Genomic DNA, 20262 nt, shown 5'->3' on the forward strand with positions numbered 1-20262 from the left:
TTTATTGTTGAATTATTTTCGGAGTTTGTGAGAATAAATCTTGCAACCATTTGGAAGACTAAGCTAAAGTATTGCAAGGTGAAATTAAATTTTAGAATAAATTATTTTGAAATAAAGCACAAAAAAATAGCTTGCTAAATTTAGCAAGCTATTTGGATAATCGTAGACCCACAGGGATTCGAACCCCAACAGACGGTACCAAAAACCGGAGTGCTACCGTTACACCATGGGTCTGTCGTTTATTGTGATGCAAATGTACGCCTTTTTTTCTAACTTCCAAAATATTTTGCAAAAAATTTCATAATTTTATACAAAATAATTTCATAAAAAAATCAATGTTAATCGACTGTTCTGATATTCAGCTAGATATAGTGAAGCCTAAAAATGACTTTGAAACAAAAGTTTTTGAATTTTTTCAAGAATGCCTTTCCGATAAGCCCACAACAAGCATAAAAAGTTCTGGTTCGACAGGAATTCCAAAGCTTTTTGAAGTCGAAAAAAGCAGAATGTTTGCTTCGGCAAAGATGACTTGCGATTTTTTAGGTTTAATAAAAGGAAATTCCGCTGCTTTGTGTCTTCCGATAGAATATATTTCTGGCAAAATGATGGTAATTCGCGCTATCGAACGTCAACTTATTCTTAATGTTTTAGAGCCTAAGTCGGATGCGCTTGCAAATTTAGAGGCAGAAGTCGATTTTTGTGCAATGACGCCTTTGCAAGTGGAGCATTCTCTAGATAAATTACATTTAATTAAAAAACTGATTATTGGCGGAGCAGCTGTTTCGGAAAGTTTAAAAAAGAAAATTTATGACAGTTTAAAAACTTCAAATCAAGAGATTTTTGAGACTTACGGCATGTCCGAAACTTTGTCTCATGTCGCACTACGAAAGATTTATCCAATTACTGAAGATTATTTTACTTGTTTTGAAGGTGTTAATATTAGTATTAGTCCGAGCGGATGTCTTATTATAAATGCACCAAATATTAGTCCGGATCTTATTGTAACCAACGATTTGGTCGAGATAATTGGGGAAAATCAATTTCGATTCTTAGGACGAATTGATAATGTAATTAATTCTGGTGGTGCCAAAATTTTTCCTGAAGAAGTTGAAGCTTTAATAAAGAAAGAAATACCTTACGAAGTTGTTGTTACAGCGATTCTTGATGACGTTTTGGGTGAAAAAATGATCGCAGTTGTTGAGGCTCCGCCGAGTGAAGATTTAAAAATTAAAATTTCAAATATAAATTACCGTCGTAAGCTTGATCGTCCAAAAGATGTTATCTTTATTGAAAATATCCCGAGAACTCCAAACGGAAAAGTGAACCGAATAGATTTGAAAGCGATAATTAATAGATACAGAGATGAATGATTTTTCTAAGGAACTTAGTTTTAAAACATCAAGAAGTGGTGGTGCTGGCGGTCAAAATGTAAATAAAGTTGAGACGGCGGTTACTGCGATGTGGAAAGTTTCGGAAACTAAATTTTTTTCTGATGAGCAAATTGAGTTGATTTTGGAAAAATTAAAAAATCGTATTAACAACGACGGAGTTTTGCAATTGACGTCTACCGAAGCAAGAACGCAACTTGAAAATAAAGCGATTGCTATCGAAAGAATTCTTAATATCGTTAATGCTTCTGTTGTTGTTCAAAAACCACGAAAGCAGACAAAACCACGTAAAAGTCAGATTGAAAAACGATTGACAGCTAAGAAAATTTTGTCAGAGAAAAAAGATAATCGGAGATTTCGTTACTAAAGATTAAAAATAGTTTTGTGATAACTAAAAAAGGCGTACTTTTACCCTCCGATTTTTGAAAAATGGAAAAAGAAATCAAAATCAGTTTTCACGTGATTCCTTCATATGAGGATCTTGACGAAACTGAAAAGAAACTTTTTGAAGCTGCAAAAGCAGTTCGAGAAAATGCCTACGCAAATTATTCTAACTTCTTGGTAGGCTGTGCACTTTTGCTTGATAATGGTGAGATTATTACAGGAAGTAATCAAGAAAATGCGGCTTATCCTTCTGGTCTTTGTGCAGAAAGAACGACCATCTACTGGACATCTGCGAATTTTCCTAAAGCACAAATTACTAAAATGTTTGTGATTGGTGCACCTCGTAATATGCTTAGTTCTCAACCAATTCCGCCTTGTGGTGCGTGTCGCCAAAGTATTTTGGAGTATGAGGCTAAACAAGATCAACCTATCGAAATCTATTTTGCTTCTCTAGAAGGTGAGATTTTTAAAACAAAATCGGTTCGAGATTTGTTACCTTTTTCGTTTGATTCTAGTTTTTTATAGTTTTTAAATTACAAAAGTATCGTCATTGTCGAACTTCTTACGAAGTCGCTGCTTTGATTTTTTAACGCCATCAACACTAAGGCCTAATAGTTGAGCGATTTCTATATTGTTAAGATCTAATCTGTTAAGAAGGATAATGCGTAGGTTAGATTCTGTTAAACCTGGGAAGGAATTGATGATGTATTGATAATATTCTGGCTCTTCTCGGATAAAAACCTCTTTGAATTTATTCCAATTTTCGTCGGTAACCAAATGCGATATCTTTAATTCCTCCATTGCGGAAAGTGTTTTTGTTGATCTTCCTGTTTCTCGGAGTTTGCTAATTTCAGTGTCAATCTTGTCGATATGTTTATTTCTGTCAACCAAATAGGCTTTGAAGCTTGCTAAAGAAGTATTAGTCGATTGTAATTTTTTATCGGACTCAACTTGGTCTAATTTGAATTTTAAAATCTGTTTTTCAAAACTACTTTTCAGTAAACGAATTTTTCTTTTATTAAGTTGATAAATACTTGCAACAAGGCCACAGAGCAAAAGACTGACTGCAAGTAAGAACCATTTAATAACTTTTGACTTTTCCGCTTTGTTTTGTTCGGCTTCTAATTGCCATTCTACACGCTCTTTTTGGCTTTGCCAGTTTGCCATTTTTACGGCTTCAACACCATCTTGTAATATAATTTGATTATTCAGACTTTCAATTCTTCTTCTTGCAGCTAACTCTGCATTATCATTTTTTTCATGTACTGCAATTTGCAAAAGTAGCTTTTGGATATCTAACTCATTACTAGCTAGATATGTTTTGGTTCTACTGTACGATAAAGCATCTTGTAATAGCTTTTTCGCATTTTGGAACTGCTTGGTTTCGACATAGATTTTCGCTAATCTTGTTTGTGCAAACATTGTATTTCTATAACTATTTTCAGCTTGAGAAATTTCTATATCTTCCTTTAATAAGTTAATCGCTTTGTCGTAGTTTTTTCTATAAGCTTCAATGTATGCAATGTCTCCTAAAGCTTTTGCGTAACGGACTTTATCATTAATTGTTGTAGCTGCAGATTTGGTCTTTTCGAGATACGTTAGTGCTTTCTGAAAATCATTTAACTTGATGTAATTAAGGGCAATGCTATTAAGTATTGTCCCATAGTTTTGGTCATTAGTTGAGCATTGTTGTAAAGCGCGCTCTAGATATTCGTTACTTTTATTATAATCTTCGATTGTCGACCAAAAGAAGCCATTTAATTTTAAAATAGTACACGAGTCGATAATGTCCTTGTCCTGATTGCTTTCTAGAAGTTTTGATGTTTTTAAAAATAATGGTAATGCGTTGGGATAATCATTGTAGGTGTAATAATAGAATCCAAAGCTTGTATAAAACCATATCAAAAAGTTGTTGTCTTTGATATCTGTTGATAATTTTTGTGCGTCTTTATATAGTTGTAGACTTTTAGGATTAGATCTGTCTAATTGTTTTGAAAAAAAGTTTGCTAATACAACTTTGTTTATGATTTCTTTTTTGTTACTTATTATTTTATACGAATCTGAGTTTAAGAAATAAAGTAACTGTTTTTCGTTATCTATCTTTGATGCTTTTTCCAAGAATTTGGTTTCTATGGACATGTTTTTTTCATCGTGCTCAGCTTTTATTTGAACAAAACAAAATAGGAAGCAAGCAAAAAAGCAGTAGATTTTTACCATGTTGACAAATATATTTAAAAAATAGCATTTTTTTTTATTTTATTTTCAATTTGTAAATAGTTGATAATCAGTATTGCTTATTTGTAAAATAATTTGTCCACCCCAATGTCCACCCCTAAATTTTGCATTTTTTGAACATTTTTTGAAATTTTGATAGAAATATTTAGACAAAGACTACTACTAAGCTTTTTTCAATTATCGTGAATGTCTAAATGTGATTAATAACCATTCTATTATATGCGAAATGCCAGAATATATCTGGCATTTTTTATTTTTAGATTTCGTAGATGTTGATTGGTTCTTTTATGTCTTTCAAAATACTTTCTGTACGTTCTTTATGTGTATCTGTAATAAAGATTTGTCCAAAATTTTCTTGATTAACAAGATCAATTAACTGTGTTACACGTTTATCATCTAGTTTATCAAAGATGTCGTCCAATAAAAGGATGGGTGTTTTATCAGTCAATTCTTTGATACGAATCATTTGTGCAAGTTTTAACGCAACCAAAAAAGTCTTTTGTTGTCCTTGCGATCCTACTTTTTTAATGGGATAATGCATCATTTCAAAAAGCAAGTCATCTTTATGTATGCCTTTGGAAGTGTAAGTTAGCACCCGATCCTTATCTAAAGATTGAGTAAGCAAATCAGAAAAATCTTGTTCTAAGTCCGATTGATAAGTTATAAAAACTTCTTCTTTTCCGCCAGAAATACTTTGATAAAAGTTTTGCATAACTGGATTAAGAAGTTCAACAAAGTTTTTACGTTTTGCAAATATTTTTTCGCCATGTTTTATCAAAGGCTCATTATAAATCTCGAGGCTATCTTTGTCGAAATATCTATTTTTTGCGAAGCTTTTTAGAAGCGCATTTCGTTGTTGTAAGGTCTTTTGATATTGTATTAAAGCAAAAAGATAATCGCTATCAGTTTGAGAAATCATCGCATCTAAAAATTTTCTGCGGCTTTCTCCAGAATCCGAAATTAAATTTTGATCATAAGGCGAAATAATAACGGATGGCAAATAACCAACATGATCTGCGAGTCGGTCATAAGATTTGTCATTTTTTTTAATCACTTTCTTACTTTCCTTACTAAGAATTATTTTGAGAATATCTTCTTTCTTCTCATTTTGAACTTCCGCTTCGATGCTAAAGAAATCGCAATCGTTTTTAACATTGTTAAAATCGGAGTTTCCGAGGAAGCTTTTACCAACAGAAAGATAATACAAAGCGTCTAGAATATTCGTTTTTCCCACGCCATTATTTCCGACAAAACAATTGATTTGCGCAGAAAGATCTAGCTGTAGATAATCGTGATTTTTAAAATTACGAAGACTGAGTTTATTAATTCTCAAAATAGAAATTGATTTAGTCCTACAAAGATAAGTCAAATCGGATTCTTAAAAAAGGAGGTAATATTTAATCGCCAAGTAAATAATGAGTGGAAGTGCGGAACAACTTTCGATCCAAAAAGAAAAGTAAGCATCAGTTTTGTTTTCAGATGCGAAGAATATCAAAATACAACTTACAAAAGATGTTAACAATAATGCAATAATGCTATCTATTCTGAAAAATAAAATACTTATGATATTTGCTAGAATAATCAAAAAATAGGCGAGTAATTTTGTGTTTTTGATACCAATTAATTTCGGGAAAGTGACGACTGTATCGTATTTCATATCGCGAATATCAAAAGGCAAAACAAGTGCGGAGATGAAAAAAAAGCTAAATCCGATAATTGGCCAATTAACTTCTGGCAATCCTAAGAATCCAAAGGATAAGGCCCAAACTAGTCCAACATAGAAAATTTTGACAAATGGTATGTTACGAATGGTGTTCGCAAGAAAATTACTGTTGTACAAAAGTCCCAGAACAACTATTAATAACCATTTTAATAAGACAATTTCGTTATGATTTCTGATGATCAGGAGAACGCAAATAATACCAGTAAAAAAATTGAATATTAATATTTTTTTAAATATTCGACCTTGCCCTTGGTATTTTGTATAAAGATAACCACTGAAAAATGTTAGAAAAATGAGGTACAGCTTGGGAAAACGGAATGTATTTTGTTCCAAAAAGAAAAAAGCAGCCAACATTGTTCCCATTAAGGAAACATAAATTTGGCTGTCTACAATATATATTTTTGCTAATTTTAAAACTGACATTATATTACAAAGTAAACAAAATTGTAGCTTTTGTAATGTGATTTTGATAAATAAAAGTTTATGAAAAAACTCATTCCTACTTTAGGATTGTTGTTATTGACTAGTTTTTCGGCTCCAGTTTTTGGACAGAATTACTACGAGCAACAATGGAAAATCATTAAAGAACAGGCGAAGAAAGGAAACTTTAAGTCCAACCAAACGATTTTTCAAAATATTCAAAAACAAGCCATGAAAGATAAAAATCTACCAGAGTTAATTAAAGCCCTGAAAGGTGATTTTAGCATTGTTAAAACCATTTTTGACGATACCGAAAATGATAATGCCAGTCGTTTTTTTAAAAAAATTGAAGAAACAAAAAATTCTTTTTCTGGTAAGGAAGATTTGGTTTTGGAGGTTTTGAAAGCCGAATTTATCAAGGATTATTACGATTCTGTACAATGGAAAATTAGAAGTCGTACCAATGTTGACAATCAAGATGTTTCTCAGATTGAGACTTGGACTAATCTCGGTTTCAAAAACTATTTATTAAAAAAATATCAACTGGTTTTTGACAAAAAAGAAGAACTTAAATCGATTAATTTAAGTTCCTATAAAAGTATTTTTAATGGCGCTTATGATGAAGAATATTTTCCGACGATGTTAGATTGGGCGTCGACGCAATATGTTCGATTTTTAAATGATTCTAACTTGTTTACTAAGAATGAATTAGACGCGAATCAACCAACAATTCTTCAAGTTTATGATGATTTAATAACGACAAATTCTGGGAATGCAAAATTGTATTTTAAGTCTGAAAAATTAGCTTATCAAATCCAAAGAAATCCTAATGATAAAAGCTTAAAAAAGCAATGGCAAGTCTTGTATAATGATGCGACAGAAGGCGATTACAAAGTGCTGATTGCGTCAAATCTTGCCTCGGATTTAATAACAAATAAAAAGCAAAAAGAAGCTTTAGAAATTATTAAAAATGCAAAATCAAAATACCCAAAATCTGGATTTTTAGGAAATATTCAAAATCTAGAAAACAGCATTATTCAACCTAATGCTAATCTTTATCTTGAGCCGACAAGTTTAGCTAACAAACCATTTCAGGTCGTTGTTGAAGCTAAAAATGTGAAAAACATTCAGTTGAAAATTTATCAAGTTAAAGACGATATTTTAGGATTTTTAAGTTTTGTTTCTGATCCATATAATTCGAAGTTTTCAAGTGTTAAAAAAACATTAGTGAAAACTGAAAATTTTGAAGTTCCAACAAAAGAAGATTTTCAAACCCATAAAACATCATTTGAGGTTAAAGCGCTTCCTGCAGGAATCTATATGCTGGAATATTTGGTCGATGGCGACAATCCAATTAATTATTATGGCAATTATTTTTTAGTGTCTGCCGCAAAGTCGATTTATAAAAATATTTCCAATAAAAATCAAGATAATTCGGAGTTGTTGTGGATTAATTCTGATAACGGAAGTTTAATAAAAAATCCAAGTTTAAAGGTTTTCGAATATCTTCCGAATGCAAAATCTATATCTAACAATGTGGTGACGATTAACAAAGATTCGAGCTTTCAATTGCCGATTACCACAAAGAAATTTTACTATCGTTATCATCTTTTACAAGATACCAAAACTGGTGACGTTGAGTTGAGACAAACTTATGGTTCTAATAATGATTATCGCGAAGAAAATAAAACTAGAAAAGATTATCGAGCACAGATTTTCCTTGACAGACAAATCTATCGCCCAGGACAAATCGTTTATTTCAAAGTCATAAATACAAAGCTAGAGGCTAATAAAGAATCTGTTGTAGCAAAGCTTTCGCAAGAAATTGTTTTGGAAGATGCGAATGGCGAAGAAATCGCAAAGCAAACTTTTACAACTAACGAATTTGGTTCATACAACGGAAGTTTTACGCTTCCAAAGTCAAAACTTAACGGAAATTTCAGTTTAGTAATTGATGATGAAAAGTTAGTTATTTCTGAACAAAAAGATTTCTTGGTCGAAGAATACAAACGTCCAACTTTCGAATTGAATTTTGAACCCATAAAAGATGAATATAAATATGGTCAAAAGATTGAATTAAAAGGAAAAGCGACGATGTTTTCAGGCGTTCCGTTGTCTAATTCTAATATTCAGTATGCGATTAAAAAACAAAATATCCGTTGGCGATATTTTTCTTGGTATCCAAGAATTTATGACAATGAAAATTCGATTTTGGGAGAAACTAAAACCAATGACAAGGGCGAATTCACAATTGTTTTAGATTTAAAAAAGGACGAAAAACTAGAAGGTGTCCAAGTTGATCAATACAACATTAATGCAAGTGCAACGGATATTGCCGGTGAAACGCAATCTGCAGATACGAGCTTAACAGTGTCTTCCGTTTCTCATTATATTGATGTAACGCCGCTTAAAGACCAATTTTCGGATGATGATGTTAAGTTGAATGTTGAAACGAAAAACTATAACCATCAAAATCTTAAAAAAACTTATCATGCAAAATTGACGAAGTTGGAAGAGCCGCAACGCGTTTTCAGAAGTCAGTTTAAAGATCAAATTCAGGATTTGCCGAAACTATCAAAATCAGAATTTATAAATCTTTTCCCGAATGATCGATTTGATAAAAATGATCTTCCGAAAAATTGGAATGCAGAACGAGTTTTGTTTGACAAAACCGCGCAAGATTCGGTCTTTAACATTGGTAAATTAAATGCTGGTTACTACCGATTAGACTTTTATAATATCGAAGGCAAAGACAGTATCAAAACTAGTCAGGATTTTCAAGTTTGGAGTAAATCGAGTTTGGATGCAAAACAAAAAACTTTCCTTAACACAAGTTTTGACAAGAAAGAATATAAAGTTGGAGAAACGGCTAATCTGATGATTTATTCGGCGGTTCCAGATGCAATTGCTAATATTTATATTCAAAATGGTGATGGGAATACTGTTTTTGAAAGAAAAGATTTGAAAAATGGTTTCCTAAATTATCCAATTAAAATTTTTGAAAAATCGGAAGTTCTAAATGTGCAAGTTGTTTTAGCAGGTTTTAATGATGTTCAAACTGAAACTTTGTATGTTCCGATAAAAGGAAAAGATAATGCCTTAAAAATTGAAACCACAACTTTCCGTGATAAGTTACAACCAAATTCTAAGGAAAAATGGACGTTGAAAGTGTCAGGCGCAGAAAACGAAAAAGTGATGGCTGAGGTTTTGGCGAATATGTACGACATGTCTTTGGATAAATTTGTAGCTAACAGATATTCATTTAATAATATATTTTATAGAAGTGATATCATCAATGATTATCAAATTAGTACTGTTTTGAAGCAATTGTATTATAATAAACGACTTAAATATTCAAATACTAAAAACGTTCGTGAGCCGCAATTTAATTGGATGCAACCACATTTTGTAAGTCACTCTTTATCGCTAGAAGGAAGAGCTGCAGGGATTGAAATAGCATCTCCTGCTCCAGTAGCAAACAAAATAATGATTCGTGGTGTAGCTTCTATAAAAGAGTCAGATAGTTATTCAGTTGTAGATAGCGTAGCGACGAAAATGGAGTTTAATCCTAATGCAAGTGGGAGTATTGAAAACAAAGAACTTGAAAACATCAAAGTACGTGAGAATCTTAACGAAACAGCATTTTTCTATCCAAATTTAGTAACCGCTGACAAAGGCAACGTAAGTTTCGAATTTATAACGCCTGAAGCTTTGACTAAATGGAAATTGATGTTGCTCGCGCATACTAAAGATGCAAAATCTGCTTATTTGGAAAAAACGGTGGTAACGCAAAAAGACTTTTCGGTGACGCCAAATTATCCTCGATTCTTACGAGAAGGTGATGTGTTGACATTCCAAACAAAAATCAACAGTTTGGTATCAAAAGCTTTGACTGTTTATGCAAAACTTCAGATTTTGGATGCATTTACCAATGAAGATATTTCGGAGAAGTTTAAACTAAGCAATTTGACGCAAGTTGCTGGTTATAATGTAGAACAAGCTTTTAGTTTAAAAGAAAATTCGAGTACAGCTTTGTCTTGGACTTTGACGACACCGAAAGATGTTTCCTCGATTATCATAAAAGTTGTTGCGAAAGCTGGCGAATATTCCGACGGCGAACAAAAGGCTGTTGCAGTGCTTCCAAACAGAATGTTGGTGACAGATGCGACACCGATTTTTGTAAAAGAAGGCGAAACTAAAACTTTTGAAATTGAGAATTTAATTAATAATAATTCAACAACAGTTTCTAATGTCAGAAATACTTTGGAGCTGACGACCAATCCTATTTGGGAAGTGATGTTTGCTTTGCCAAGTCTTAAAAACGAGACCAAAAATTCGGCAGATGTTATCTTTAACAAATGGTTTGCTGATGTTATCGCTTCTGAAGTTTTCCGTGCTAATCCAAGAATGAAAACGATTTTTGACGAATATCAATCAAAAGGACTTTTAACATCAAACCTTGAAAAAAATCAAGAATTAAAACAACTCCTTCTTGACGAAACGCCTTGGATGTTAGAAAGCAAAACAGAAGAAGAACAAATGACGAAATTGGCAAGATTGTTTGACGCGAACACCATGCGTAATAGCCTTAATGAAGATTGGAAAACGTTGTTACAATTGCAAAATCCAGATGGCGGATTTAGTTGGTATCCTGGCTATCCAAGTTCTTACTATTCGTCTTTGTATATTTTGAAAAATTTAGGAAAAATCAATCTATGGCTGAAAGATCATGTTAAAGATTATCAGTCGGATTCTCAAAAACAAATGATTACTAAGCTTATCGCGTTTGTTGATAGTAATATTAATAAGTATTGGGATGTTCGCAAAGAAAACCCTTGGAGCAATGCTTCTTTAGAATATCTGGATGCAAGACATTATTGGGAGAAAGATTATCCATTGACAGCTAATCCAAAAGCTTTGAAAACTCTTGTTATTAAAAAAGCAAAAACGGCGAAGATTGATGATTTTACATTCTTTGGATTGCATAGAGCGGCGATGTTGTTTGACCAATATGGATTAAAAGATGTGTCTACAAAATTGATGACTTATCTTAAAGAAACGTCTACAAATTCTAAAACGCAAGGTGTCTACTGGAAACAAAATCTTAATGATTGGGGTTGGTATTCTTCAAAAGTTGTGAATCATGCAGGCGCTTTGGAAGCTTTTAATACTTTGAAACCAAATGATATTCAGTTTATAGAAGATTTGAAAATTTGGTTAATTACTCAAAAAGAAGTTAACTCATGGGGAACTTCGAGAAGTACAGCTGAGGTTATTTTTACGATTTTAAACTCTGGTAAATCTTGGACAACGCCAGAAAGTGATAAAGCAACAATTGTTTGGGGAAATAAAGATATGAGTCAAGCGCAACAAAAAGCGACTGGTTATATCAAAATGAGCGAAACTTCTTCTAATGTTGATAAATTTTTAGGAAAAGTAACAGTAACAAAAACGGGTGCTGGAATTGTACAAGGAGGATTGTTCTGGCAATATTATGAGGATTTGGATAAAATAAAATCTTCTGAAAGTTATATCTCTATTAAAAAAGAATATTTCAGAAAAATTAAAACTGAAAATGGTGAAGAATTAAAACCAATTACTGTAAATACGCCATTAAAAGTTGGTGATAAAATTACGGTGAGAATGATTCTTAACACCGACCGAAATATGGAATATGTTCAGTTGAAGGATATGCGCGCTGCGGGAACGGAGCCTTTGGATGTTATCTCTGGTTATCAATGGAAAAATAATCTTGGCTATTATCAATCGACAAAAGATGCGTCAACTAATTTCTATATCGAATATATGCCGAAAGGAAAATATGTTTTTGAATATGATTTGGTGGCAAATGCTTCTGGTGTTTTTTCAACAGGGATTTCAACTTTGCAAAACTATTACGCACCTCAAATGAACAGCCATACAGCAGGTTCTAAAATGGAAATTAAGGAATAGGTTTTTGATTTATGAATTATGAATTATGAATTAATTTTGCTAAACGCTAAACGCTAAACGCTAAACGCTAAACGCTAAACGCTAAAAAAAAGCAAATGAGCGACGGATTAATCCGTCGCTCATTTTTTTATAACCTAAACTTAAAAAATATGATTTAACCTATTCTTTTACGATTTTTTGTGTCGTTGTTGTAGTCGCGTCAGTAACTCTTACAATGTAATTTCCTTTTGGAAGGTTGGATACATTAACTTGATTAGTTGTTACAGAAGCAACTTTCTGTCCTGTCATATTAATATCTTCAACAGATTTAATGTTTTTAGCATTAGTGATGTTTAAGACATCTTTTACGGGATTTGGGTAGATTTTGATATCAGATTTTGCGGATGTATTTCCAGTAGAAAGATTAGTGGTAAGATCGACCATAAAGCCATAAGTTTTAAAATCTGGGGTTCTTGCAACACTAACAATTTTGGTTCCGTCGCCAGAAATGGCAAGAGGTAACGCTAAAGTGTAATTTCCTAAATCGATGCCAAAACTTGATACATAAGTATTAAGGTTAAACAAACCATTTGTCTGCGACCAGATGAAACCATCACCACCGTAGGGGCTTCCTGGGAAGTTTCGGAAAAACCCGACAACTTTTTTCCCGTCAGCGGTTACGTCAGCTGCGCCACCTCGATTGAAATTGCTAGATAATTCGTGTGTAATAGATTGGTAACCTGATTCTTCGGTGTATACAAAAGGGTAGGTACCAACAATACCAACTATAACTTTTCCGTCTGCTGACACACGATTGGCTTCACCAAAAGTAGGTGTTCCTTGTGCGTTATTGATAACCGTTTGTGCCCCATTTTCCAATATGTTGCTGCACGTTGACCAGATGCTAAATCTTGAAAACCAACAACAACAGATTTATCAGCGCTTATGCCTTTAGCTCTTGTACTTTTTTCAGGGAAAAGACTTCCTAGATTTTCGATACCATTTTCAGCAGTCTATTTGATAGCTCTGGTAGCAGTATTCGATAAGATGCCATAACCTATAAGTGTAAATCCGTCTGCAGATACACCCCAATTCGAGCTATTAAGACCATCTTGACTTTGAGCAAGACCATGATGATAAGTCTAACTCGCACTATTTTTGTCATAGCTCGCCATTTCGTTAAGGTTATTTTGAGGATTGGTCATATAACCAGCGATTCTTGAAACATTATCACAGACAACGACATTCTCGATTAGGTTACCAGTCGTTAGTCCGCCCACATTAACGATTGACTGAGTTGGGCTCCACATCTATTGGTTTTTTCCACCTTGGCTCCCTACAACTGTTCCGTTAATGCTAACATCCATTGGTTGCAGTCCTTCGCCAGTAATATAAAATTGTCCATAAGACATTGTTCCGAATAACGAAATTGACATCACTTGAAACAAACGCTTGTAACTCTTTATTATATTTTTTCTTCTTTAAATTAAGTTTTACAATTTTAAAGGCTTTATTCATTTTTTCAAAATAGATGTGTTTTAAGATTCATGAAATTTTAAAGTGTTAAATGTTTAATTTAATTAAAATCAGTGTTTTATGTATTTGTAAATTCTAAAATTTGAAAAAAAATATTTTAAGAATATTAGTCAGCAATCACTTAAAAAGCTATTTTTGTTAGATGTTGCGTCCCCAGAATCTAATTCTTTTAATGTTTTTGATGTTTTCGTTGTTAAACGGACAAAAGAATAATGACTTTTCCTCATTGGTGGATAAGAGCATGTAAAAGATTTATCAGAAGCCAGATGAGGCCATTAACTTTATACAAAGCTTTATAATAAGTGAGCAAAATCCGGCACATCGTTTGGTTTTACAAAACCTAATGGCGCAAGCTTATGCGATGAAGGGCGCTTATGTGCAATCTGTGAGAATGTCTTTGGATAAAAAAAAATAATATTCTGCACCCGAGTAATCAAGATTTTGCAAAACTTATTAGAGATTATGCTTTGGCAGAACAATATCAAAATTTAAAACTCTATACACAATCTTCAAAATTAATTTCAGAATTGTTGAAAGATCAATCTTTATACAAATCGGATGAAAATTATAATATTACGATTGCGAAGATCTATCAACTACAAGCCATTAATTTTTCGGTGAATAAAAAAACGGATGAAGCTCTCAGTTCGTTTCAAAAAAGTGACACTTATCTTAAAAGTCAGACTACTGAGAATTTTATTATTAAAACAGAAAATGACCTTTTACAAGCAAGTATTGATCTCAATCGCAAACAAATTGACAGGGCAAAAACTGTATTATTTGCAACAAAGCAAGTTGTTGATAACAAGTCGGAGCAAGTGTTTTTATACAGTTTGACTTACGAAAGATTGGCGCGACTTAGCTTTTTAGATAAAAACTATTCGGAAGCGATTTCTTTGTTAGAAAAAGCTTTAGCAAATGTGGAAGGAGTTGATTATTTGGTTTTAAAATCTAGGATTTATGACCAAATGGCAAAGAGTTATCTCGCACTGCAAAACGAAGATAAGTATAGGTTTTACGAAAAACTTTTTGTCGATAGCAAAGCAAAAATAGATGCCAGTCAGAAAGAAGGCATCCGATATTTGTTAAAATTGACAGAACTTCGGGAGCAACAAAGTCTGGAGCAAAGTCGTAAAGATGCTAGTTTTTTAACAAGATTTTTACTAATTGGTTTTGCTGTTGCTGTTGCGGAATTAGCGATTTATTACTTTTTTGAATATAAAAGAAAAGAAGAGCTTGCGAAACAATTGGACTTTTTTAAAAATAAAAAATCGTATTTTAAAAAATTATCTGACGCAAAGGCGGATTTATCCAAGCCAACTTCGGAACCTCAAATTGATGATAACCATAATCTACATGAGTCGGAAGTTAAACAACCAAAGAAGAGCATTTTAATTTCTAAAGAGAAAGAAGACGAGATTTTGCAAAAGTTGGACGAGCTAGAAAAGTCCGATCGATTTTTAAATAAAGAAATGTCGTTAGCTGTACTGGCGGGACAGTTAGAAACCAATACCAAATATCTTTCAGAAATTATTAATAAATATAAAGGCAATAATTTCAATCATTATATTAATGAGTTACGAGTTAATTATATAGCTTATATGTTGAAAACCAATGCGATATATCTTAATTATAAAGTAAGTTATTTGGCTGAGGTTTCGGGCTTTTCGTCGCACAGTGCCTTCACGACTGTTTTTAAATCAATTACAGGGATGTCACCCAATGCGTATATCCAACAGATTAATCAAAGCAACAAATGAAAAAATTATTAAGATGTTTTATGCTTTGTAGTTTTGGGATTTTGACATTGGCATCTAATCCTCGCGAAGCCTTGTTTAATAAAGCTAAAGACAATCTTTTTAGAAATCCTGAAAAGACTATTAAAATTTCGAATCCGTTATTAAAAGATGAATCCGATGTTAAAAAAAAGGCAGAACTTTATTTAACACTTTCCAAAGCATACATTGCAAACGCGATTTTGATAAGTCATTAATTTCCGTCACCAAAGTTCAGGATTTGTTGGGCGAGATTACCAACTCCGATACCAAAGCTCAGATTTTGATATCGATTGCGATTCAGTATCAACAGATGGAGGTTTTTAATAAAAGCCTTAGTTTTCTTGACGAGATTGACCAACATAGTCAAAAGATGCCTGATAGTTCTAGGATAAAATTTTCCGTTTTAGGAAAGGCTTATGCGGTGCGAGGTATGATTTATAGAAGTCAATTAAATCCAGAATTGGCGCTTTCTAAATTTACAATTGCTGTCAAAAATTTTGAAAAAATTGCACCAGCTTTGCAGTCTAATGCTAATCTAAGTGTCGTTTTTTATAATATCGGATATTGTTATTTGGATCTAAATGACAAAAATAAGGCTGAAGAATCATTTCTTAATTCCATTAATTTTGCGCAGAAAGAAAAAGCCAGAAGTCTCGAAGCATTTGCTTACAAAGGACTTTCGGATGTATACATGAAGAATGCAAAACATCTAGAAGCCTTACAGTTGCTGAGTAAAGCGGATAGTTTGGCTGCCAACATTAGTGATTTACTTTTGAATGAAGGGATCTACAAAGTGATTGCTGAAAATTATTTGGCTCTTAACGATATTAATAACTATAATATTTACAATCAAAAATACTTGCAAACGCACTTTCTTAGAGAGCAAAACGAACTGCAATCTATTAATACGAGTATTGACAATATTCAAAAAGAAAACAAAAAAAATATCGATGAGATAAGCCAAAGTCAAACGAAACTGGATAGTTTTATAATTATTTTTGGAGCAATTTTGGTCATATTATTTTTGTTTTTAATTTGGAAAAAAAGACAAGCTAATCGTCTTCTTCAAGAGAAAATTAAAGTAATTTTAAATTCATAAAATTTTACCATGCGAAATATATTTAATGCTTCAGATGTAGAGGTTTACATCAAAGCAATTAATCAATTAACACCAGAAACGTCGGCAAAATGGGGCAAAATGTCTGTTGACCAAATGTTAGCGCATTGCAATGTGACTTACGAGTTAATCTATGAGCCACAAAAACACAAAAAGCCTGGATTTTTTGCAAGATGGATGATGAAAAAATTCGTGAAACCTAAAGTGACTAACGAGCTTCCGTACAAACAAAATTTGCCGACGGGACCAATGTTTGTAATCAAAGATCGCAAAGATTTTGAAACAGAAAAAAAACGATTAATTGGTTTTCTTCAAAAGACGCAACAACTTGGTGCAAGTGCTTTTGATGGTAAAGAAAGTGCGAGTTTTGGCGTACTCAATTCTCAAGAATGGAATAATATGATGGCAAAACATCTCGATCATCACTTAGCGCAATTCGGGGTATTATGAGATTAATTTATCTTTTTGTATTTCTATTTTCCACCTTGTTTTTTTCACAAACGAAAGAAGCTTTGGAAACTTATTTATTAAATGATAAAAATGCTTTTGTCGGAAAAATAAATAATGGAGCACCGATTTTAGTTAATATTACAGAAGTTGATTTTAAGGCTTTTCCAAACGAAATTTTAGTGAAAGGAAAATCTGATGTTGAAGGGACGGTTTGCGAATTTACAGGAACTTTAACGCTTGACTCTAATTCTCAAATGGGAAATTCTAAGATGTCAACTCTCTTTTATAAATTCGATTTTCAAGAACAAAAACTTCACGAACATACAGGCATTTTTACTGGAAGTTTAGCGATGAAAACACTTACCGATAATTTGGCTTTGGTTGTTTTTGAAGGTAATTGGGAAAGTTATAGTAAGAAAATGCGCTTCCCTGTTTATTTTGATAACAACGAATTATTAAAAACTAAACTTTTAGAACTCTCGAAATAATGAAGTTGTACGAGCCAATAAGTTTTCGAAATGTCACGTTAGAAAACCGAATCGTTATGTCGCCAATGTGTATGTTTTCGGCGGAAGATGGTGTTGCTAATGATTTTCATTTTGTACATTACGCTAGTCGCGCGCAAGGTGGCGCTGGACTTATCATGATTGAGTCGACAGGCATTATTCCTGATGGTCGTATCACACCTAAATGTCTAGGACTTTGGAATGATGAGCAACAAAAGTCGATAAAGAAGATTGTCGATTTTGTACATAAGTTTACGAAGTCCAAAATTGGGATTCAGTTAGCGCATGCAGGGCGAAAGTCCTCAACTTGGGGCGGAAAACAATTGTCTAAGGAAGAAGGTGGTTGGGAAGTCGTTGCGCCAAGTGCGATTCCGTTTCAGCCGAGCGATTGTGAGCCAACAGTTTTAAGTGTTGATGCTATAAAAGATTTAGTTCAAGATTTTAAAAAGTCGGCTAAACGTGCTGTAGAAGCGGGTTGTGATGTTATAGAAATTCATGCGGCGCACGGCTATTTGGTGCATCAATTTTTATCGCCTTTATCGAATGTAAGAACCGATGAATATGGTGGAAGTTTCGACAACAGAATTCGTTTTCTTTTAGAAATAGTCGAGGCTATCAATGAAGTTATCGACGAAAATGTTGCTTTGTTTGTTCGCGTTTCGGGCTCCGATTACGCCGATGGTGGTTGGGATATTGATGAGAATGTTAAATTGGCGGAAGTCCTAAAAACCAAATCTGTGGACTTAATTGACGTTTCTTCAGGCGGAAATATTTTTGGTGCTAAAATTACGTTGTTCAATTCTTATCAAGTTCCTTTTTCGCAAAAGATAAAACAAAAAACAGGTATTAAAACTGGCGCTGTTGGTTTGATTACCGATGCTAAATCTGCAGAAGAAATTCTTAAAAATAACGAAGCGGATTTAATTTTCCTTGCAAGAGAACTTCTCAGAAATCCTTATTTCCCAGTGCTTAATAGTTTTGAAAATAATGAAAATTGCTTCTTCCCAAAACAATATGACAAAGCAAAACCCGAAAATTTAAAACTATGAAAACTAAGGTAGAAAAGGAAATTATCATAAATGCTCCGATTGATAAAGTTTGGAAAGCTTTAACCAATAAAGACGACATGAAACATTGGTATTTTGATATTCCAGATTTTAACTTAGAAAAAGCTGCTGTTTTTAATTTTTTTAAGAACCTGGCGTCGAGAACAAATTTTGGCATCGTTGTCAAATTAAAGAAGTAGTCCCTAATCAAATTTTTAAACATACTTGGGAGCATCCTGATTTTAGCGACGCCATCACACATTTAACTTGTACGCTTTCAGAAAGGGATGATCAAACAAACGATTGTAAATCTAAATCACGACAATATTGATGGTCTTGCTTAAGCTGGAGACGATTTTAAAGTAGAAAATTACGACGCTGGTTGGACCGAAATTTTGAAAGGTTTAAAAGAATATTTAGAAAAGTAAATTTCTTCTTTTCTCAATAACAAATACAGAGCTTGTCATTTGACAAGCTTTTTTATGTGGATAATTATTTACTTAGTTTTAATTTCGTTTGTTTATGTGGAATTTGTGACGTTTTTGGGTTTATTTTTATTTTATATTTAAAAATTTTCAATTATTGTGATTTATTTAATATTTATATCTTCGCTGCGACTAAAAATTAAAATTTATATGAAGAAGTTTTTATCGACTCTCGGACTTTTATCGTTCGGGACTCTTATGCATGCGCAGATTACAGGTTGTACCATTGCTCCCAACGGAGCTTATCCTTCAGGAGTTGTAACACCTGTTTGTAATAATTCTAATGAAATTGTAGCAGAATGGGGTTTTACTGGAGAGTATACGATGGTGAAGCTTACAAAAAATGTTAGTTACGAATTTGCAGCGACCTTAGATAATGGTCCAGCTTTTATTACGATTTCAGAAAATACAGCTAATCCAACAATTCTGGCGTCGGGTAGTGCCAAAGTCGTTTTCAAACCAGCTGAAGATATTGTAGTTAGATTCTATACACATCTTAATTCTAATTGCGGAAACAATGATTATGAATTTGTAGATAGAAAAGTAAAATGTTTCTTAGATGTTCGAGATGTTTACTGTGAGCCAACTTTGGACTGTTCGGATGGGGCAGTTATAAAGAATGTGAAGTTTGCTGATCTAGTTAACGCTTCAGATTGTTCTACAAATGGTTTTAATGATTTTACTGCCAAAAAAGCAAATGTTAAAAAAGGCGAAACCTATAATTTTGAAGCGGAAATAGGTTACGGTTGGTACAATCAGTCGGTTTCGGTTTGGATAGATTATAATAAAAATTTCTTGTTTGAGCCGCACGAGTTCACTTATATTGGTACGATTGACCAAGGTGTTTTATCAAAAGATATTACAATCCCAGACAATATAGCAAATGGAGAATACAGAATGCGTGTAAGATTAGCAACTGTGACGCAATCTGGAGCAACAGCCGATAAAGCTTGTAATATGAATGATGCTTACGGCGAAACAGAAGATTATACTTTGAATGTTGTCGATTATTTGTCAACACAAGATCACAAAGATTCTGAAATTAAATTGGCACCAAATCCTGTTGTAGATATTCTTAATATTTCAACAAGTGTAAAGGTATCAGAAATTAATATTGTTGATATAAGTGGTAAAGTCGTAAGTCGCGTAAAATCTAAAAATAGTATCGATTTCAAATCTCTGCCTTCTGGTATTTACATTGTTAATGTGACATTAGAAAATCAAAAAACGCTTAGTAGAAAAGTTGTTAAGAAATAACAAAGA

At 32.9% G+C, this 20262-nt stretch carries 18 protein-coding genes and 1 tRNA gene; 12 read left to right on the forward strand and 7 right to left on the reverse strand.

The features are described 5' to 3' along the window. Positions 1-163: 163 nt before the first annotated feature. Positions 164-234: transfer RNA gene (locus RT037_RS06270), tRNA-Gln, on the reverse strand. A gap of 101 nt (positions 235-335) precedes the next feature. Here RT037_RS06270 and RT037_RS06275 point away from each other — a divergent pair. The 3 genes from RT037_RS06275 to cdd all read left to right on the forward strand — a co-directional run bounded on the left by RT037_RS06275 (position 336) and on the right by cdd (position 2297). Then, a complete protein-coding gene (locus tag RT037_RS06275; RefSeq protein ID WP_313029016.1) occupies positions 336-1370 on the forward strand; it encodes an AMP-binding protein in 1035 nt (344 codons plus the stop codon). Further along, the gene (gene arfB / locus RT037_RS06280; protein ID WP_312323325.1) at positions 1363-1755 is read left to right on the forward strand and encodes an alternative ribosome rescue aminoacyl-tRNA hydrolase ArfB; all 393 of its coding nucleotides are present in this window, start codon (positions 1363-1365) and stop codon (positions 1753-1755) included. The genes RT037_RS06275 and arfB overlap by 8 nt, the downstream gene beginning before the upstream one ends. A 62-nt stretch (positions 1756-1817) precedes the next feature. After that, positions 1818-2297 (forward strand): cytidine deaminase, encoded by a 480-nt coding sequence (gene cdd / locus RT037_RS06285; RefSeq protein ID WP_312323324.1) that lies wholly within the window; start codon positions 1818-1820, stop codon positions 2295-2297. Positions 2298-2300: 3 nt separating this feature from the next. Here cdd and RT037_RS06290 read toward each other — a convergent pair whose 3' ends face one another. From RT037_RS06290 to RT037_RS06300, 3 genes are all read right to left on the reverse strand, one after another. Continuing rightward, on the reverse strand, positions 2301-3911 hold the full coding sequence (locus RT037_RS06290) for a tetratricopeptide repeat protein (protein WP_313029021.1): 1611 nt from the start codon (positions 3909-3911) through the stop codon (positions 2301-2303). Positions 3912-4263: 352 nt separating this feature from the next. Then, a complete protein-coding gene (recF, locus tag RT037_RS06295) occupies positions 4264-5340 on the reverse strand; it encodes a DNA replication/repair protein RecF (protein WP_313029023.1) in 1077 nt (358 codons plus the stop codon). A gap of 45 nt (positions 5341-5385) precedes the next feature. Continuing rightward, positions 5386-6153 carry a hypothetical protein gene (locus RT037_RS06300; protein ID WP_313029026.1) on the reverse strand — a complete coding sequence of 256 codons (768 nt, stop codon included), beginning with the start codon at positions 6151-6153 and terminating at the stop codon, positions 5386-5388. A 60-nt stretch (positions 6154-6213) separates the two neighbouring features. Between RT037_RS06300 and RT037_RS06305 the strand changes: the two genes are divergently transcribed. Further along, entirely contained in the window at positions 6214-12102 is a 5889-nt protein-coding gene (locus RT037_RS06305) for an MG2 domain-containing protein (RefSeq protein WP_313029027.1), read from the forward strand. A 159-nt stretch (positions 12103-12261) separates the two neighbouring features. Here the strand turns inward: RT037_RS06305 and RT037_RS06310 are convergent, their stop codons facing one another. The 3 genes from RT037_RS06310 to RT037_RS06320 form a co-directional block, all read right to left on the reverse strand. Continuing rightward, a complete protein-coding gene (locus RT037_RS06310) occupies positions 12262-12960 on the reverse strand; it encodes a T9SS type A sorting domain-containing protein (RefSeq protein ID WP_312324350.1) in 699 nt (232 codons plus the stop codon). Between the two features lie 263 nt (positions 12961-13223). Next, positions 13224-13391 carry a hypothetical protein gene (locus RT037_RS06315; RefSeq protein ID WP_312324351.1) on the reverse strand — a complete coding sequence of 56 codons (168 nt, stop codon included), beginning with the start codon at positions 13389-13391 and terminating at the stop codon, positions 13224-13226. Then, positions 13392-13517 (reverse strand): hypothetical protein, encoded by a 126-nt coding sequence (locus tag RT037_RS06320; protein WP_312324352.1) that lies wholly within the window; start codon positions 13515-13517, stop codon positions 13392-13394. It lies immediately after the preceding gene. A gap of 567 nt (positions 13518-14084) precedes the next feature. Here RT037_RS06320 and RT037_RS06325 point away from each other — a divergent pair. From RT037_RS06325 to RT037_RS06360, 8 genes are all read left to right on the forward strand, one after another. After that, positions 14085-15377 (forward strand): AraC family transcriptional regulator, encoded by a 1293-nt coding sequence (locus tag RT037_RS06325; protein WP_313029030.1) that lies wholly within the window; start codon positions 14085-14087, stop codon positions 15375-15377. Beyond that, the gene (locus RT037_RS06330) at positions 15374-15610 is read left to right on the forward strand and encodes a hypothetical protein (RefSeq protein ID WP_313029032.1); all 237 of its coding nucleotides are present in this window, start codon (positions 15374-15376) and stop codon (positions 15608-15610) included. The genes RT037_RS06325 and RT037_RS06330 overlap by 4 nt, the downstream gene beginning before the upstream one ends. 26 nt (positions 15611-15636) lie before the next feature. Beyond that, positions 15637-16494: a hypothetical protein gene (locus tag RT037_RS06335; protein ID WP_313029035.1), complete on the forward strand. Its 858-nt coding sequence runs from the start codon at positions 15637-15639 to the stop codon at positions 16492-16494. Between the two features lie 9 nt (positions 16495-16503). Continuing rightward, complete coding sequence (locus RT037_RS06340; protein ID WP_313029037.1) at positions 16504-16962, forward strand: DUF1569 domain-containing protein; 459 nt, start codon at positions 16504-16506, stop codon at positions 16960-16962. Continuing rightward, positions 16959-17450: a hypothetical protein gene (locus RT037_RS06345; protein WP_313029040.1), complete on the forward strand. Its 492-nt coding sequence runs from the start codon at positions 16959-16961 to the stop codon at positions 17448-17450. The genes RT037_RS06340 and RT037_RS06345 overlap by 4 nt, the downstream gene beginning before the upstream one ends. Beyond that, on the forward strand, positions 17450-18517 hold the full coding sequence (gene namA, locus RT037_RS06350; protein WP_313029042.1) for an NADPH dehydrogenase NamA: 1068 nt from the start codon (positions 17450-17452) through the stop codon (positions 18515-18517). Before RT037_RS06345 ends, namA begins: the two co-directional genes overlap by 1 nt. After that, the gene (locus RT037_RS06355; RefSeq protein ID WP_313029045.1) at positions 18514-18714 is read left to right on the forward strand and encodes an SRPBCC domain-containing protein; all 201 of its coding nucleotides are present in this window, start codon (positions 18514-18516) and stop codon (positions 18712-18714) included. The genes namA and RT037_RS06355 overlap by 4 nt, the downstream gene beginning before the upstream one ends. Positions 18715-19149: 435 nt before the next feature. Continuing rightward, complete coding sequence (locus RT037_RS06360; protein ID WP_313029047.1) at positions 19150-20256, forward strand: GEVED domain-containing protein; 1107 nt, start codon at positions 19150-19152, stop codon at positions 20254-20256. The last annotated feature ends 6 nt before the right edge of the window (positions 20257-20262 follow it).

This window comes from Soonwooa sp. (assembly GCF_032062245.1).
GTDB lineage: Bacteria > Bacteroidota > Bacteroidia > Flavobacteriales > Weeksellaceae > Soonwooa.